The following is a 17493-nucleotide window of genomic DNA, read 5'->3' as shown; positions in this document are numbered from 1 at the left end:
AAAAGGAATCCAATCATTACGATTGGATTCCTTTTTTATTTACGCAATTTCTGAACCATTTGGCATGCCTTTTGGCGCTTCAACTACTTGCAATGAGCCATCCGGTGCTTCTGCTGAGAGAATCATTCCTTGGCTGATTTGACCACGCATCTTACGTGGTTTTAAGTTTGCCACGATCACAAGCTTTTTGCCGATTAACTCACTTGGATCAGGATAATATTCTGCGATTCCAGATAAAATTTGACGGTCCTGACTATCCCCTGCGGCTAAACGGAATTGCAGTAATTTATCTGCACCTTCCACTTTTTGACAGCTGATTACTTCAGCAACTTTTAATTCAACTTTATCGAATACATCAAATTTGATTTGTTTTTCTTTTGAAGAAACAAATTCTGTTTCTTCTGGGTCCCACTTCACTGTGTCCTCTGTACTTTGGGTTCCTTCAGACATTTTCATTTGGATATAAGCAACTTCTTCGTCCATATCTAAACGTGGGAAAATTGGTGTACCTTTAGCAATAACTTTTGTTCCAGAAGGAAACTCACCAAAGTGTAAGCCTTCCAAGTTCATGGATTCCGCATCCAATCCCAATTGTTTGAAGATTTTGACTGGTGTTTCAGTCATGATTGGTTGCAACAGAATGGCTGCAATTCGTAATGTTTCAGCTAAATGAACCATTACGCTATCCAATTCATTTTTCTTTTCTTCGTCTTTTGCTAATACCCAAGGTTCTGTTTCATCAATGTATTTATTCGCACGAGAAATCAATACCCAAACCTCAGCTAAAGCTGTATTAAATTCCATTTTTTCCATGGCATCATGGTAACGTCCAACTACGTTTGCAGCAGTTGTTGACAGTTCACTATCAAAAGGCGTTACTAATGAAGCATAATCAGGAACAACACCCTCACAATATTTGTTGATCATCGCAACAGTGCGGTTCAATAGATTACCTAAGTCATTGGCTAAATCGTAATTTACACGAGAAATAAAATCTTCTGGTGTGAAGACACCATCAGAGCCAAATGGAACTGCACGCAATAAGTAATAACGTAATGCGTCTAAGCCATAACGTTCAACTAACATTTCAGGATAAACAACGTTTCCTTTTGATTTGGACATTTTGCCGTCTTTCATCAATAACCAACCATGTCCAAAAACTTTTTTAGGTAATGGCAAGTCTAGCGCCATTAACATAATTGGCCAATAAATTGTGTGGAAACGAACGATTTCTTTCCCAACCATATGGACATCAGCAGGCCAATATTTTTCAAACAAACTATCATCATCTGAACCATAACCTAACGCTGTAATATAGTTTGATAATGCATCAATCCAAACATATACAACGTGCTTTGGATCACGTGTCACAGGGATTCCCCAGCTAAATGTCGTTCTTGAAACAGCCAAGTCTTCTAAACCAGGTTTGATAAAGTTGTTAATCATTTCTTTCTTGCGTGATTCTGGTTGGATAAATTCAGGATGTGCTTCATAGTACTCAAGCAAACGATCCGCGTATTTACTCATGCGGAAGAAATAAGATTCTTCTTTGACTAATTCAACTTCATGTCCGCTTGGGGCTTTCCCACCAATCACGTTGCCTTCATCGTCTTTGTAAACTTCAGCTAGTTGTGTTTCTGTAAAGAATTCTTCATCAGAAACTGAATACCAGCCTTCGTATTCACCTAAATAAATATCGCCTTGTTCTAGTAAACGATCAAAGATTTTTTGAACAGCTACTTTGTGATAATCATCCGTTGTTCGAATAAATTTATCGTAACTGATATCAAGTGTTTTCCATAATTTTTTCACGTCTGCAGCCATTTTATCCACATATTCCTGTGGTTCAACACCTAATTCTGCTGCTTTTGTTTCGATTTTTTGACCGTGCTCATCCACTCCAGTAAGATAAAACACATCAAAGCCCATCAACCGTTTGTAACGTGCAACAGCATCGCAGGCAATCGTTGTGTACGAGTTACCGATGTGCAGTTTGCCACTTGGATAATAGATTGGCGTAGTAATATAAAAAGTTTCCTTTTCTGCCACGGGGCTCCTCCTCCTTTATCGCATGATGCGAATTCGTTTCCTTGCTAGTATACCACAAAATAATCTTAATGTTAGCGAATTTTTGAAAAGGGAATTCGGTAGGAATACTCGTCTTCCTAGTTGAAAAAAAGGAAAAACTTAGAATTCTTTGTACGTTTATTAAGTTACGTTTTTTGGGAAAATTTTCCCCGCTATTTTTCCAAAAATGAATCATGTATAATAGAAGGGGAAAAACCAATGAACAAAGGTAGGAATGATTATGCAGAAAAAACACACGATTTTTATGATTAGTATCGCAGTACTGACAATTGCTCACTTATTTTTTAGTTATTTTTATATAAGGATGTATGGTTACTTTAACTTAAATGGTAACTTGAATAGTTTCCTTCTTGTTTCGAATCTCTTTCGTATCGCATTCGATTTATTTATCATTATTTGCGGGTTCTTTGCACTTCGTGAAGAAAAAATGAAGTTTTTACCTTTTTATCTACTGTTCTTTTTAGTCAATTTAGTTTTACCATTCATTTTTCATCTTTGATAACCACGAAATTTTGCGGGAAGTCCTTGGTTTTTTCCAAGAGTCTGCTACAATAAAGTAAAATGTACTTTTATCGGCAGTGGAGGTGTCAGAATGAAAGAATTTGCTTCTAAAGAAGAAGAAAAACTATATTATGAACAAGAAGCCAGCGAAGAAGATTTTTTAACTTGGTATCAAGCACAAGAACGCCCTGAATACGACAAACCTTCTTTGACTGTCGACATCGTTTTGATGTGTTACAACAAAGAAGAAGATCAGTTAAAAATTCTTTTGATTCAAAGAAAAGGGCATCCTTATCGAAACTCTTGGGCATTGCCTGGTGGCTTTGTCCAACGAGATGAGTCAACTGGTGAAAGTGTCTTACGCGAAACACAAGAAGAAACTGGAGTTATTATTTCTAAGGAAAATATCGAACAGCTTCATACATTCAGCACACCTGATCGTGATCCACGTGGCTGGGTCGTGACGGTCAGCTATCTTGCCTTTATTGGTGAAGAACCTTTGATTGCCGGAGATGACGCCAAAGAGGTTCGCTGGTTCACTTTAGAACGACAAATGAATCAAATCCACTTGACCAGTGGCGATGTCTCAATCGCACTTGATTTAGCAACTGGCCAATCAACTGGAAAAGATAAGTTAGCATTTGACCACAGTTTCATCGTGTTAAAAGCCTTTAACCGTATCGTCAATAAAATGGAACATGAGCCACAAGTCCTTCAAGTATTAGGCAAGGATTTTACAATTACTGAAGCTCGCAAAGTGTTTGCAAAATTTTTAGGAATTGATTTTAAAACAATCGACCACTCAAATTTTAAAAAGGCAATGTTGCAATATTTTGACGAAATCGGTGAACGCCCCGTTGGAATCGGTCGTCCATCAAAAATCTATCAATTAAAACCTGAACACCATCCAAAAATGGAAAATTAATCGGTAAAAACCAAGGACTGTAACACAAAATCATTGCTGATTTATGTTACAGTCCTTGGTTTTTGGTTTCTCATAATTAGTGAGCTTTCTCTTTAAGCGAAAAGAAAATTCCTAGAAACAAAAGTTTTAAAAACTTTTTATTAGCAAGGCGAACTCTGGCGCTCCTACCAGTTTAGACATCAAAAAGTAATTGTTTCCCAATTCGTTCCAACAGCCGACTCTTTTCTTGTGCAGAATGACTGTGGATATCTTGTGTATTAATCAAAATAAAAGTTTTTTGATACCATTCTGCTTTATACCTCAATTTGGTCAACAGTTTGTGCCAGTCTTGCACTGAAAAATCAGAAGCAAGCTTTTCATCTGGTAATGATTCAATAAACAAATAATCAAATTTATTCACCAGAATAGCAGAAAGCTGTTCTAAGTAGTCTTCCCGTTGATATTTTTGTTTTTGATACAGATTCAGCACTTTTCTTTTTTGTTTTTGATAATTTTTTGCTCGTTCTAAAGCCTTTTTTCGTTGTTGAGCTGCTTTTGCTCGAATACTCAATTTTCTTTCTGCTACAGCGATTTTTTGATTTGTCACCAAAAGTTTAGGTGCAACAACCTCAATTTTCTGCGAAGTTTCGACTAAGCCTTTGGGGCAATACGCGATTCCCACCCATTCATTGGTTTTCTGTCTTTTATTCAGCGGAACTTCACATAAAAATGAAACATAAAACTCTTCATTATATCGTGAAGAAATCGTAGCTGAACGAATTGTTCCTTCGATTGGCCGGTGGACATGCACGTTGAACAACTTTTTTTGCTTTGGTAATTTTAATTGATTTCCTTCTAAATAAATGGTGTGTCCTTGGTTATTTGTGGTATAAGATTGCCACATACTCTTCTTACTTTTCAACTTTGGAAAGCTGGCTCGTCCTTTAAAATAATTGCGAAACGCACGATCCAAATTCAACTGAGCATTGGCTAATGCCAAACTATCCGCCTCTTTTAAAAACGAATAACGTTTTTTCAAAGCAGCTGGTGTCAACGAATAATCAATCACACCTAGTTGCTTGTAAGTTTCTTGTCGTGAAAGTAATAAATGATTATAGGTGAACCGAACACAACCAAAATTTTGAATTAACCACTTTTTTTGTTCATCGGTGGGATACATCCGGAATTTAAAGGCTTTGAGCATTAGCACTTACCCCCTAGTTTGCTACGAGTAAGTTTTCTTTTTTTCGTTGCAATTTTTTCGCATAGTAGGCAACTTCTTGTTCTGTTGCGTACACAAAATGTTCTGGTGCAATTTCTCTTAATGTACGTACTTGATTATCATCTGGTTCTGGCTGGTATTTGATTCGACGGCGCTGTCTCTCATGGTCTGGATCTGGTAATGGAATAGCAGACAACAAACTTTCGGTGTATGGATGAACACCAAAGTTATAAATTTCGTCACTTGTTCCCATCTCTAACAACAAGCCATTGTGCATAACGCCAATGCGATCGCTAATGTGTTTCACCATTGATAAATCATGGGCAATAAATAAGTAAGTTAAATTCTGTTCTTCTTGTAAGTCTTGTAATAAATTTACTACTTGAGCCTGAATGGACACATCTAGTGCAGAAATAGGCTCATCACAAATAACAAAACGTGGATTGACTGCTAACGCTCGAGCAATGCCAATCCGTTGACGTTGTCCACCTGAAAATTCATGAGGATAGCGCGTTCCGTGACTCGGGTTTAACCCAACTGTTTTTAATAAATCATCGACTTTTTGCGCACGCTCCTGTGGCGACTTCGCTAAGCCGTTCACATCAATACCTTCTGCAATAATGTCACGAACTTTCATTCTCGGATTTAAGGATGCGTATGGATCTTGAAAAATCATTTGGACTTCATGACGAAATTTCGTCATTTCTTTTTTTCCTTTGATTTTTGTCACATCTTGTCCATCAAATAAAATTTCGCCACCAGTTGGCTCATTTAAACGAATGATTGTCCGACCGGTCGTCGACTTTCCACTCCCAGATTCACCAACTAATCCAAACGTTTCCCCTTCATAAATGTGAAAACTGATGTCATTAACCGCATGCACTTCATTTTTTTTGCCAATGTTGAAATATTGTTTTAGACCTTTAACCTCGAGTAGCTTTTTTTTCATCCACTATTCCCCCTTGGCTCCCTTGTTTTTCTTTAAAAATTGCCCAACGACGTTGAATTTCTTCTGGCGGCAGAACTTTTGGTGCTTGTGGTGCTAATAACCAAGTTGCTGCTTTGTGTGTTGCAGATAATTCAAAAAATGGTGGCTCTTGCTCTGCATCGATTTTCAAAGCATATTCATTACGTGGATAAAATGCGTCTCCTTTTGGTGGATTCAACAAATCTGGAGGTGAACCAGGAATCGCATAAAGCTGTTTGCTTGTACTTTCCAACGTCGGCATTGAACCAAGTAATCCCCAAGTATAAGGATGTTGTGGATTATAAAAAATTTCTTCCGAAGTTCCTACTTCGATGATTTTCCCACCATACATAACAGCCACTCGGTCAGCGACATTTGCCACTACACCAAGGTCATGGGTAATAAAAATAATTGATGTATCAATTTTTGTTTGAATTTCTTTGAGTAATTCTAAAATTTGTGCTTGGATTGTTACGTCTAACGCGGTTGTTGGTTCATCTGCAATCAAGATTTCTGGATAACAAATCAAAGCAATCGCAATCACGATCCGTTGACGCTGCCCACCTGAAAACTGATGTGGGTAGCTTTTGATTCGTTTTTCAGCTTCTGGAATCCCAACTAAATTTAGTAGGTCTAGCGCTGCTTTTTCGCCATCTTTTTTTGATACTTTATTATGTTTGCGTAAAGATTCCGCTACTTGCTTTCCAATCGTCATCGTTGGATCTAACGATGTCATTGGATCTTGGAAAATCATCGCAATTTCTTTTCCGCGAATTTTTTGCATTTCTTTTTCGGATTTGTTAACAATGTCTTCTCCTTTAAATAGGATCTGACCAGCGTCAATGTTGGCATTACTTGACAGAAGTCGCATGATACTCCGAGTTGTAACAGATTTTCCACTCCCAGATTCACCAACGATTGCCAAAGTTTCTCCTTTATTCAAGTGAAAATTAACACCGCGAATTGCTCGAACTTTACCAGCATAAGTGTCAAAAGAAATTTCTAAATCTTTCACTTCTAAAATTTTCGTCATAATTCTCACTCTTTCATTTTAGGATCGAAGGCATCACGTAATCCATCAGCTAATAAGTTAAAGCCAATCATGATAACCGATAAAGTTGCTGCCGGAATCCATAACAGATATGGCAGATATAAGAACGTTTTGTAGCCATCACTTAGCATTGTTCCTAATGAAGCAGACGGTGGTGTTAAACCTAGCCCGATGAAACTTAGGAATGCTTCGAAGAAAATAGCTGATGGGATACTAAACATCATTTGAATAATAATCACACTTGAGATATTCGGTAAGATATGTTTGAACGCGATTTTCAACTTTGATTCACCCAAAGTCAAACCAGCTAAAACATATTCTTGATCTTTCAATTTCAATGTCTGTGCACGAACAATCCGTGCCATTGGAATCCAGTTCGTGATTGCCATCGCTGCTACGATTGAAAAAATTCCTGGCTCAAATACAACCAGCATCAAAATCATTACAACTAAGTTAGGAATCCCAGATAAGATTTCCAAAAAGCGTTGCATTGCATTATCTACACGTCCACCTAAAAGACCAGAAACCAATCCATAAGCAACACCAATCGTCACGTCTAGAATAGCTGCGATAAATGCAATCAATAGAGAGATTCTCGTCCCCATAAACAAGCGACTCAGCACATCACGACCTAGGCCATCTGTTCCTAAAAGAAAGTTCACATTTGCTGGAACATTTGCCTGTGCATATTTATCGACTAACTCGCCACCAACCATCGCTTTTCCGTTTAGACCATCAATACTGATACCAGGAATACGTGGCGGTAAGTTGATATAATCAACATTTTGTGCAGTCGGATTATGCGGTGAAACAAAAATTGTCACGATTGAAATCAAAATAATCGTCGTTAGTAAGACCATTGAAACCACTGCCGCTTTATTTTTCTTCAATCGACGCCAAGAATCTTGTAAGAAATTCAGCGAAGGAGCAGAAATCTGTTCACGCTCAGCTTCGGTATTTTTTTGTAAAGGAAGAAACTCGTCTGCAGGAATCTCCGCAACTGTTTCATAGCGTTTTGGTACCATTTCCATCTATCCTCGACTCCCTTCAGAAACACGAATTCTTGGATCAACTAATCCATACAATAAATCAACGACTAAGATGACAAAAATCAACATAAATGAATAAAGAATTGTCACAGCCATGATTGTCGGATAGTCATTTGTGGTAATTGATTTAACAAATTGTTCCCCGATTCCAGGAATGGCAAAAATATTTTCAACCACTAATGAACCAGTCATCAAAGCAACTGCCAGTGGTCCTAATAAAGTCATCAATGGAATCAAACTATTTCTTAAGCCATGTTTAAAGGCAATTTCCCAACGACTTAGCCCTTTTGCTCTAGCTAATTCAACATAATCACTATGAAGAACTTCAACCATTTCGGTTCGAATAAAGCGGGCGGAATCGGCAAGCGGGGACATCGCTAAAGCGATTGTCGGTAAAATGGTATAAGCGAATCCATCCCATTTTGCGATTGGTAAAATGTGTAATTTCATTGCAAACACATATTGAAGCAATACCGCAAACACAAAGTTAGGAATCGAACGTCCTAAGATTGCAATCAAGGTTGACGAACTGTCGACCCAAGTGTTTTGCTTCATTGCGGAAATCGTTCCTAAAATCGTTCCAACAAATGTCCCAACAATAATTGCTTGTAAACCTAACTGTAAAGAAGGTCCAATTCTGCCTGCTAATAAATTAGCCACAGGTTGGTTTTTAAATTGGAAAGAAATACCAAAGTCACCTTGAAGTAGATTAGAAAGATAAATGCCATATTGAACAAGTACCGGCTTATCTAAACCTACTTGTTTATTCAACATTTCAATCGTTTCAGGACTCAAGCGTTCCTGATTGGTATAAGGTGTTCCTGGTAATAACTGCATTAAGAAAAAAGTGATGGTGGCAATCAGCCACAGCGTGATCATCATGAAGAAGACACGTTTTAAAACATATTTTATATAACTATTCACAGATGTTTCCCCCTAGCTTTTGACTTCTGACAAATGTTTCGCTACATTATTAAGTAATGAACCCACTGATAAAGGAGCAAAAAAATGAACAAAAAGTATCTTCCCTATGCCATTTCCATTTTGTTGATGGTCCTCATTTTGATAAAAAATTTTTTAACCAATCAATTAACTTTTCTACAATTATCAAATGATTCTTTCTTATGCGCGTTGCCGTTTTTGATTATCGGCGGATTTTTATGGGTTTTTTCCTCGGGTTTCTTTGATCATTTTCAACGATCGATTCACCTAGCTCGAACAAGAAACCGGAAGAAAAAACCAGAGTTCTCGCTGCTTTCATCTGCCAGCCATGGTATGTACAGCTTTTGGCTGATTATTGCCGGGATTTTACTTATTTTTTCAATTCTCTTCATGCTATTCGCTCTTTTATAATTGTTGATGAGAACAGGGTGTGTCGTTGGATCAATGACCTACCCTGTTTTTTCTCATCTTCAATTGTTAACGAATAAAAGTGGTTATTCTTCGATATATGTCCACTTGTAATCCCATGAAGCCCCAGCTGCGTGATGCACGATTCCTTTAACTTTTTCATTAACTAAATGACCTTCAGCCTTTTGGTAAACTGGTGCTACACCCATATCATCAGCAATGATTTTGTTTGCTTCTTGCAAATCATCCCAACGCGCTTTTTCATCGCCGGCATCAGTTGAAGAAGATGCTTTCACTACTTTGTCATACTCTTCATTACTCCATTGTCCACGGTTATAAGAGTTTCCTGTTACGAACAGATCAGTAAAGCTACTTGGATCTGCGTAGTCAGCACCCCAACCACCTAATACTGTGTCAAAATCACCTGATGATGAACGATCCAAACGAACAGAGAACGGTACTGGAACTGGTTTAACTTTCACACCATCTAAATTTTCTTGAATTGAGTTTTGGATATATTCAATTACTTTTTTCGTTGAGTCATCATCTGATGCCATCAACTCAAATTCGAGTGAATCAATCCCTAGCTCTTTCTTCGCTTTTTCCCAATGTTCTTTTGCTTTGTCTTTATCATAAGAAACTAAATCACCAGCTTCTTTGGCAAAGTCTTCGTTTGTATCAGGATTTTTTGTCATGTCTGCTGGAATTAAGCCAGTTGATGCAACCGAGCCATCCCCCATAACTTGTTTTACTAATGCATCGCGATTGATTGAGTAAGAAATCGCTTTTCGCAAATCAGCATTGTTGAATGGAGAGTCTTCTTCACGTTGGTTAAACTCGATATAACTTGTACGAGCTTCTTTCACAGATGTATACGCTGGATCATTTGCATTTTGTTGTGCTAACTCACCTGATAAAATAACATCATCTGCTTGACCATCTTTAAAGAGATTCAATGAAGTAGAAGATTCTTTTACTACACTGACTTTGACTTCTGATAACTTCACTTCGTCCTTATCCCAGTATTCATCATTTTTCTTGTATGTCCATTCTGTATCCGTTCCTGGACCATCAAAGTCTTCTAATGTGAATGGACCATTGTATACTGCTTTGTCACTTGCTGAAGCATAAGCATCACCGTTTTCTTCAACAACAGCTTGACTTTGCGGGAAGAAAGATGGGAAAGCGAGTAAATATTGGAAATAAGGTGTTTGTTTTGTTAGCGTGATTTCTAATTCGTGATCACCATTCGCTTTGATGCCTAACTCTGATTTATCTTTTTTACCAGCTGTGATGTCTGCTGCATTAGCAACTGGTTCAAATAGATACGCATATTCAGATGCTGTTTTTGGATCAACCGTACGTTGCCAGCCATAAACATAATCTGCTGCTGTTACCGGTTCACCGTTCGACCATTTTGCATCTTCACGTAATTTGATTTTATAAGTTAAACCATCTTCGCTGACGTCTGCCAACTCACTTGCACCTGCAGGTTGTGGTTTACTATCTTTATCAAGACGATAAATTCCTTCATATACGTTGTTCAACGCTGTAAAACTAATTGTATCTGTCGCAACAGATAAATCAGCTGTTGGCATTTCTTGAGGTACAACTAAATTAAATACGCCGCCTCCACTAGCAGAACCACTGCTTTTTGTATTACTGCTCCCTGTATCTGAGCTGCCACCATAACAGCCAGCAAGGACAAGGCCACAAACCGCAACAAAACCAAAAGTTACTTTCTTTTTCATCTTTCGTACCCCTTTTATCGGAATTTTCAGAATAATTAAATATTTCTGAAGTTGTTTAAGAGTTTAATGAACAATTATTAAAAAAGCAACTACTTTTTTCTCTTTTTTCTTAAAATAATCTCTTTAATCAGTATTTTTCGTTAGATTTTTCAGAAAATTCCCTTTATTTATAAAGAAAATAACAATTTTTTATTTTCAATAAAATAATACGCAAAAAAGATTTGATTTCTTAAAAAAAGGTTTTAATGTTCGGTTTTTGCTCAAAAAAAGAGCCGTACAAGTCATTTTCTTGCACGGCTCTTTCTCATTTTTTTCTTCTTTTTATGTGGTTGGTCTTGGCACAAGACCTTTTGCCATCCAAATATCAGGTTTATTCCAGCCATTTGCATCTGGAATCACGCCAACAATTTGATACCCCATTTTCTCATAAAACTCATAAGGATGACTTTTCAAATTTTGAATGGCTTTTGCTTTATCAAAAGTATGCTCAAATAAATTCTCATAACTTAACGTTGTTCCATGATCCAGATCATCTGTACCTAAGTACATCGTGATTCCACCTTTTGATGTTACTTCTTTTTCTAGGTATGTCACAAGTCTGGTACCAATTTGATTTCTCCTTCGAGTGCTCTCTACTACTAAGGGATGCAATTCCCAGCCTGTCAATCGGTATTGAGGAATCGCTCCAACAAAACCAATCAGCGTATCTCCATCTAAGGCAGAAACAGCAATGCGATCTGGTTCCATCAACTGGTCAACTTCTTTTGTCGCATCGGTACCATATTCTTCTGGCCAAGTTAATCTCAATAAATCTGCAAGTTGGTCTCGCAGATCGAGATCGTCACGATCGAATTCAGTAATAATCATTTGTTTCCCCCCGTTCCAACTTATTTTAGCAATGATTATGGAAAAACCCAAAGATTTCTTCTTGACGTTTAAAAAATGATCGATCATTTTAGATAAAAAAGAAGACGTGAACAAGTCACGTCTTCTAATAATAAACAGCAGTTTCTTACTTACCTGCTACTTTTTTCTCTTTCTTCATCTGCTTGCTACGCAATTGACCACAAGCTGCATCAATATCTGTCCCGTGTTCTTTACGAACGACACAGTTGACCCCATTTTTCTTCAAGACATCATAAAATTTCAAAACATCTGCCTTAGGGCTACGTGAATACTGGTCATGTTCACTTACTGGGTTGTATGGAATCAGATTGACATATGCTAATTTTTTCTTATCCTGTAACAAATCTGCTAACTGCTGTGCGTGTTCTGGCCGATCATTCACGTTGTTCAACATAATGTATTCAAACGTGATTCGACGATTCGTTTTCTCAAGGTATTCATCAACTGCTTCCATCAATTTTTCGATTGGAAAGCTTCGATTGATTCGCATGATTGACGTACGAACTTCATTATTGGGTGCATGTAAGGAGATTGCTAAGTTTACTTGCAGCCCATTATCGGCAAATTCTTTGATTTTATTTGCTAAGCCACTCGTTGACACAGTGATGTGACGTGCCCCGATTGCTAGACCTTTCGCATCGTTGATAATATGCAAGAAATCCATCACGTTATCATAGTTATCAAATGGTTCACCAATCCCCATTACAACAACGTGAGATACTCGTTCACCTTCTCCGCGTTCATCAAAATAATGTTGAACCATCATGATTTGAGCAACGATTTCTCCTGCAGTTAAATCACGATTTTTTTTCAGTAATCCGCTAGCACAGAAGGTACAGCCAATATTACAGCCAACCTGAGTTGTAACACAAACGGACAGACCATACTCTTGACGCATCAAGACAGTCTCAATCATATTCTTATCCGGTAATTCAAATAAATATTTGACTGTTCCGTCAGCTGCTTCTTGCACAACCATTTGTTTTAATGGATTAATCACAAAGTTTTCTGTTAGTTTTTCAATCAAATTTTTTGATAAATTGGTCATTTCTGAAAACGCTGTCACCCGTTTTTGATAAAGCCATTCCCAAACTTGGGCTGCACGGAATTTCTTTTCGCCATTGTTGATAAACCAATTTGTTAGTTCTTCATTCGTCAAGCCATAAATGGACGTTTTTTCCAAAATTATTTCCCTCTTTTTCTCAAAGTTTCGCTACATACTATAACTGATTCTATCTGGGAATGCAAGAAAGTTTGCGAGATCCTTCACTTGTTCTTTCGTAGTGAAGTCCAACTAAAAAAACCAGCCAGCACGGAGTATTCTCTGTGTTGGCTGTTTTTTTTTACACACATATAATTTTTTGTTTCTATTAATTATAGATGATCCTCTGGCTGTCCTTCTGGTAAATCATTCATTGAATCTTCTAATTGCTCAATAAAGACTTTTCTTGGCTTGCTTCCTTCTGAGGGGCCTACCACACCATGCGTTTCTAGTTCATCTACTAGACGTGCTGCACGATTGTAGCCAATTCTAAATCTTCTTTGCAATAAAGAAATACTTGCCGTTTGCATCTCAACAACCAAAGCTTTCGCTTCTTCATATAACTCATCTTGTGGTTGTTCTGGAGTACCAGTGGTCTCGACCTCATCTGTTGGCATCATTTTTTCTTCATAACGTGCTTCTTGTTGTGCTGTTACAAAACTTACGACGCGTTCGACTTCATGATCAGAGATGAAGGCGCCTTGAACACGGATTGGTTTATTTTCTCCCATTGGTAAGAAGAGCATATCACCACGTCCAAGTAATTTTTCTGCCCCATTTGAATCAATGATCGTACGAGAGTCAGTCCCACTAGAAACTGCAAAAGCCATTCGCGAAGGAACATTAGCTTTGATAATCCCCGTGATAACATCCACACTAGGGCGTTGTGTTGCTAGAATCATATGGATCCCAGCAGCCCGAGCCATTTGTGCCAAACGAATGATTGCATCCTCAACTTCATTACTGGCAACCATCATCAAGTCTGCTAATTCATCAACGATTACCACAATAAACGGTAATGTCGGATGCTTCGTGCCATCTTCTAAATTCTTTTGTTGTACAAATTCATTGTACCCAGAAATATTTCTGACTCCTGTAGCGGCAAATTTTTCGTAACGTTCTTCCATTTCTTGAACAACTTTTTGTAAAGCTTGTGCTGCTTTTCTTGGATTTGTTACAACGGGCGTTAAAAGATGCGGAATCCCATTGTACATATTCAACTCAACCATTTTCGGATCAATCATCATTAATTTGACCTCATGTGGTTTTGCCTGCATCAAGATACTTGTGATAATGCCATTGATTGCAACAGACTTCCCACTACCGGTGGAACCTGCCACAAGTAAGTGAGGCATTTTGCTTAAATCAGCTGTTTGTACGCGACCAGAAACATCACGACCTAATGGTACTTCCAAAAGTTTATCCGGATGTTTTGGCTGTGCTTCAATTACTTCTCTAAACGAAACCATACTGATTTTGCCATTAGGAACCTCAATCCCAATCAAAGATTTACCTGGAATTGGCGCTTCCATCCGCACATCTTTTGCTGCCAAAGCTAAGGCAATATCATCAGTTAAGTTAACAATTTTGCTTACCTTTACACCAACGGCAGGCTGTACTTCGAATTTCGTAACGGAAGGACCAAGACTCGCTTTCACTACTTTGGCATCTACGCCAAAACTTTGGAAAGTTTGTTCTAGCACACCAATATTTTTTTCGATTTTCTTATACTCGTCACTTTGGTCCACTGCTGGAATCGAATCGAGCAAATCAACAGACGGTAATTCATACGCATGATTTTCTTCTTCAGCGGCAATCTCAAACTCTAAAACAGAGCCGTCATCTTCAGGAACTTCTTCTTCAAGCCCCTCATGCGCATCAATCGGCAACGTTGTTTGTGTAGGTGTATGTTCAATCGGTGGCTTCGTCTGCATTTGTTCTTGGAAGCTATTGATTGGCACAAAACTCGGTTCGTTTGTTTCTGTCGCTGGTAATTCATCTGGTTCGTCGTTTCTTGTTTGTTGACGTTCCCGATTTTTTTCCATTTCGGCAATTTCTGCCTCAGCTGCTTCTTGAGCAGCCAAACGTTTTGCTTCTCTTGCTTGTGCTCGTTGTTCTTTTCTCTCTGCTTTTTCAGCTTGTTTTTTTGCTTGTTTTGCTGGGTCACCTTCCAACAATCCTTGCAGTCTCTCCCCTAATGTTTGGATGCCCTCTAGTAATTGATACCCTTCAAGATTGCTAAATAAAAACGCGCCGACAATCAATAGTAAAACAGCGACCAGATAGCTACCTGGTTGAGCAATCAAAAAGTAAGTGAAATGATACAACAGTGCTCCAACCATCCCACCACCTACATTACTACTGACTTGACTTTGCTTAATATCACTTGCTAATAAATCCCAAGTAGTGCCAAGAATATTCGGTTCTCCACTGTGGAGCTTCCCAAATAAATGAGCGTGGAAGAAAAGTAATATTCCTAAATAAAAGAAAATACCTCCTACCAAACGTCGAGGTTTGCCAATCTTTAATTCCGTATTCTTGATAATGATCCAGAATCCTGTGATGGCTAATAACAAACAAAGAATTGGATAAGTGTTACCTGCAAAGATTCGAAAACCATTAGCAACTAAAGTTCCTAAGAACCCTAATCTTAAAAAACCAAATGCAGCAAATAAAATCAGTGCAAAACCGACAAAAATCGTCAAGAGTTGCTCTTGTTGCTGCTTTTGCTTTTTCGTCTTTTTCTTTTTCTTTGCAGGACGTTTTTTCTGCGCCATTATTTATCCCTCATTTCATTCCCCATTATACAAAAAAAAAGAAGGGAACTAAAGTTTTGTTTCAAAGAACTCGTCTCTTTCTTTTCATTTCGTCATTTTTTCATAAAAATGCGAAAGAAATTTGATTATAACAATGGAAGAAGTGAATGCTTTATTTTTTTATTATCAAGAATGAATTTTTCAGTTAAACTTTTGCTCGCAAAAAAGTTGAAACAACAGCTACGTAGCTATCGTTTCAACTTTTCGACTTCATTTTTTATTATTCTTATTATTCGATTGATTCGCCATTTTCTTTAATGACTGATTGATACCAATAATAGCTGTCTTTTTTGTAACGTTCAAGCGATCCTTCTTGTGTTTCATCTTGATCCACATAAACAAAGCCATAACGTTTTTGGTAGCCATTCAACCAACTTAACAAATCTGTATAGGACCATGTGCAGTAACCTAAAACCGTCGCACCATCAGAGATTGCTTCTTTGATGGCTTTCACATGATTCGCCAAATAATTAATTCGATACTCATCATGGATTTTTTTGTCGTCAGTTAACTTATCATATTCACCTAATCCATTTTCGGTAATCAAAATAGGTGTTCGATAACGGCTGGTAATTCGACGAAGAGCAATTCTTAACCCTTCTGGATCGATTTCCCAGTCCCAATTTGTGCGTTCCACAAAAGGATTTTCAACTTTTTTGTACATTCCCGGTACACCGGTTTCTTCAGAAGAACCTTTTTTACCAGTTGTGTTCATTTTACCTGCGCCAACGCCATCTAAGGGGTTAAATGCATTCGTTGCTGTCTGATAATAATTGATACCTAAAAAGTCAGGCTTTGCTGATTCTAGCAGTTCTTCATCGCCCGCTTCAATCGTTGGTGCCCAACCTTGCTCCTCTAAAAACTTCATTGCAGCAATTGGATACTTGCCCCACATGTAGACGTCCATCCAATAATTTGCCATTAAATCTTCGGCATTTTCAGCAGCCAAAATATTTTTTGGATCGCTATTGATTGGATAATTTGGCGTATACGCAAAACTTGGACCAATTTTTCCTGGCATTTTTAATTCATGGAATTTATTGATTACAGAAGCATTCGCTAAATTCGCGATGTGATTTACTGCATACATTCTTTTTGGATCGGTTACACCTGGTGGATGAACAGCCAGTAAGTAGCCTAATGAAGTGAAGACATTTTGCTCATTTAAACTAATCCAATAATGAACTTTTCCACGAAAAGCTTCAAATAAAGTTTCAGCATACTTCGTAAAGTCTTCAATAATTTGGCGTGATTCCCACCCATTGTATTCATCTTGCAATGCTTGTGGCAAGTCCCAATGATACAAAGTAACCATTGGTTCAATGTCGTTTTTAATCAACTCGTCTACTAGTTCCTGATAAAAGGCTAACCCAGCTTGATTGACTTCCCCGCGACCTGTTGGGAAAATTCGAGTCCAGGCAATTGAAAAACGATAAGCTTTCAATCCCTGTTCCTTCATTAAAGCAATATCTTCTTGAAAGCGATGATAATGATCGACCGCTAAATCACCATTGGTACCTTTAAATGTTTTACCCGGAATTCGGACAAACCGATCCCAGACAGATTCTCCTTTACCATCTTCTTGCCAAGCACCTTCGACTTGGTAAGCAGCTGAGGCAGATCCCCATAAAAAATCATTTGGAAATGAAGTTAATGTTTGATGTTCCATTGTCTACTTCCTCTCTTCCTTCATTCAATCCTTACAACCTTAGAATAACACGAAACCCCTTTCAGTTCAAAGAGTTTTATCGAAAAAGACTAGACATTTTAAAATAAGGATAGTGTTTCAGTTTTATTGGCATTAAGGCTGATTCAAACAAATAATTTGTGTAGTAATAAAATATCC

Annotated in this window: 14 protein-coding genes; 3 read left to right on the top strand and 11 right to left on the bottom strand. The window is 37.8% G+C overall.

The genetic code is table 11. The features are described 5' to 3' along the window. Positions 1 to 39: 39 nt before the first annotated feature. Positions 40 to 2049, bottom strand: coding sequence for a methionine--tRNA ligase (gene metG, locus AB3I20_RS06235; RefSeq protein WP_067482575.1), 2010 nt, complete (start codon positions 2047 to 2049; stop codon positions 40 to 42). A 259-nt stretch (positions 2050 to 2308) separates the two neighbouring features. Here metG and AB3I20_RS06230 point away from each other — a divergent pair, with 259 nt between their 5' ends. Together AB3I20_RS06230 and AB3I20_RS06225 are read left to right on the top strand one after the other, a co-directional pair. Then, a complete protein-coding gene (locus tag AB3I20_RS06230) occupies positions 2309 to 2587 on the top strand; it encodes a hypothetical protein (RefSeq protein WP_067482577.1) in 279 nt (92 codons plus the stop codon). A 93-nt stretch (positions 2588 to 2680) separates the two neighbouring features. Continuing rightward, the gene (locus AB3I20_RS06225; RefSeq protein WP_067482579.1) at positions 2681 to 3514 is read left to right on the top strand and encodes an NUDIX hydrolase; all 834 of its coding nucleotides are present in this window, start codon (positions 2681 to 2683) and stop codon (positions 3512 to 3514) included. Positions 3515 to 3686: 172 nt separating this feature from the next. Here the strand turns inward: AB3I20_RS06225 and AB3I20_RS06220 are convergent, their stop codons facing one another. From AB3I20_RS06220 to opp3b, 5 genes are read right to left on the bottom strand one after another with little or no spacing between them, the layout of a single operon-like run. Beyond that, positions 3687 to 4697 (bottom strand): RNA-guided endonuclease TnpB family protein, encoded by a 1011-nt coding sequence (locus AB3I20_RS06220; RefSeq protein ID WP_067482581.1) that lies wholly within the window; start codon positions 4695 to 4697, stop codon positions 3687 to 3689. 13 nt (positions 4698 to 4710) lie between these two features. Then, positions 4711 to 5664, bottom strand: coding sequence for an ABC transporter ATP-binding protein (locus AB3I20_RS06215; RefSeq protein WP_067482583.1), 954 nt, complete (start codon positions 5662 to 5664; stop codon positions 4711 to 4713). Next, on the bottom strand, positions 5639 to 6715 hold the full coding sequence (locus tag AB3I20_RS06210; RefSeq protein WP_067482585.1) for an ABC transporter ATP-binding protein: 1077 nt from the start codon (positions 6713 to 6715) through the stop codon (positions 5639 to 5641). The genes AB3I20_RS06215 and AB3I20_RS06210 overlap by 26 nt, the downstream gene beginning before the upstream one ends. Positions 6716 to 6720: 5 nt before the next feature. Continuing rightward, positions 6721 to 7764: an ABC transporter permease gene (locus AB3I20_RS06205; protein ID WP_067482587.1), complete on the bottom strand. Its 1044-nt coding sequence runs from the start codon at positions 7762 to 7764 to the stop codon at positions 6721 to 6723. Next, positions 7765 to 8706: an oligopeptide ABC transporter permease gene (opp3b, locus tag AB3I20_RS06200; protein ID WP_067482589.1), complete on the bottom strand. Its 942-nt coding sequence runs from the start codon at positions 8704 to 8706 to the stop codon at positions 7765 to 7767. 84 nt (positions 8707 to 8790) lie between these two features. On the opposite strand from opp3b, the gene AB3I20_RS06195 reads away from it, so the two are divergent. After that, a complete protein-coding gene (locus tag AB3I20_RS06195) occupies positions 8791 to 9135 on the top strand; it encodes a DUF3899 domain-containing protein (protein WP_067482591.1) in 345 nt (114 codons plus the stop codon). Positions 9136 to 9218: 83 nt separating this feature from the next. Here AB3I20_RS06195 and AB3I20_RS06190 read toward each other — a convergent pair whose 3' ends face one another. The 5 genes from AB3I20_RS06190 to AB3I20_RS06170 form a co-directional block, all read right to left on the bottom strand. Next, the gene (locus AB3I20_RS06190; protein WP_067482593.1) at positions 9219 to 10883 is read right to left on the bottom strand and encodes a peptide ABC transporter substrate-binding protein; all 1665 of its coding nucleotides are present in this window, start codon (positions 10881 to 10883) and stop codon (positions 9219 to 9221) included. 321 nt (positions 10884 to 11204) lie between these two features. Continuing rightward, positions 11205 to 11750, bottom strand: a complete 546-nt coding sequence (gene aac(6') / locus AB3I20_RS06185) for an aminoglycoside N-acetyltransferase AAC(6')-Ii (RefSeq protein ID WP_067482595.1) — start codon at positions 11748 to 11750, stop codon at positions 11205 to 11207. Positions 11751 to 11895: 145 nt separating this feature from the next. Then, positions 11896 to 12972, bottom strand: coding sequence for a 23S rRNA (adenine(2503)-C(2))-methyltransferase RlmN (gene rlmN, locus AB3I20_RS06180; protein ID WP_067482596.1), 1077 nt, complete (start codon positions 12970 to 12972; stop codon positions 11896 to 11898). A 191-nt stretch (positions 12973 to 13163) separates the two neighbouring features. Next, positions 13164 to 15608 (bottom strand): DNA translocase FtsK, encoded by a 2445-nt coding sequence (locus tag AB3I20_RS06175; protein ID WP_067482599.1) that lies wholly within the window; start codon positions 15606 to 15608, stop codon positions 13164 to 13166. A 268-nt stretch (positions 15609 to 15876) separates the two neighbouring features. Continuing rightward, positions 15877 to 17316 carry a glycoside hydrolase family 1 protein gene (locus tag AB3I20_RS06170; protein WP_067482601.1) on the bottom strand — a complete coding sequence of 480 codons (1440 nt, stop codon included), beginning with the start codon at positions 17314 to 17316 and terminating at the stop codon, positions 15877 to 15879. Positions 17317 to 17493: the final 177 nt, after the last annotated feature.

Source organism: Enterococcus sp. C50 (genome assembly GCF_040887505.1).
Lineage (GTDB): Bacteria > Bacillota > Bacilli > Lactobacillales > Enterococcaceae > Enterococcus_B > Enterococcus_B thailandicus.
Note: the sequence above shows the minus strand (reverse complement) of the source record. Positions and strands in the feature narration are given on the sequence as shown.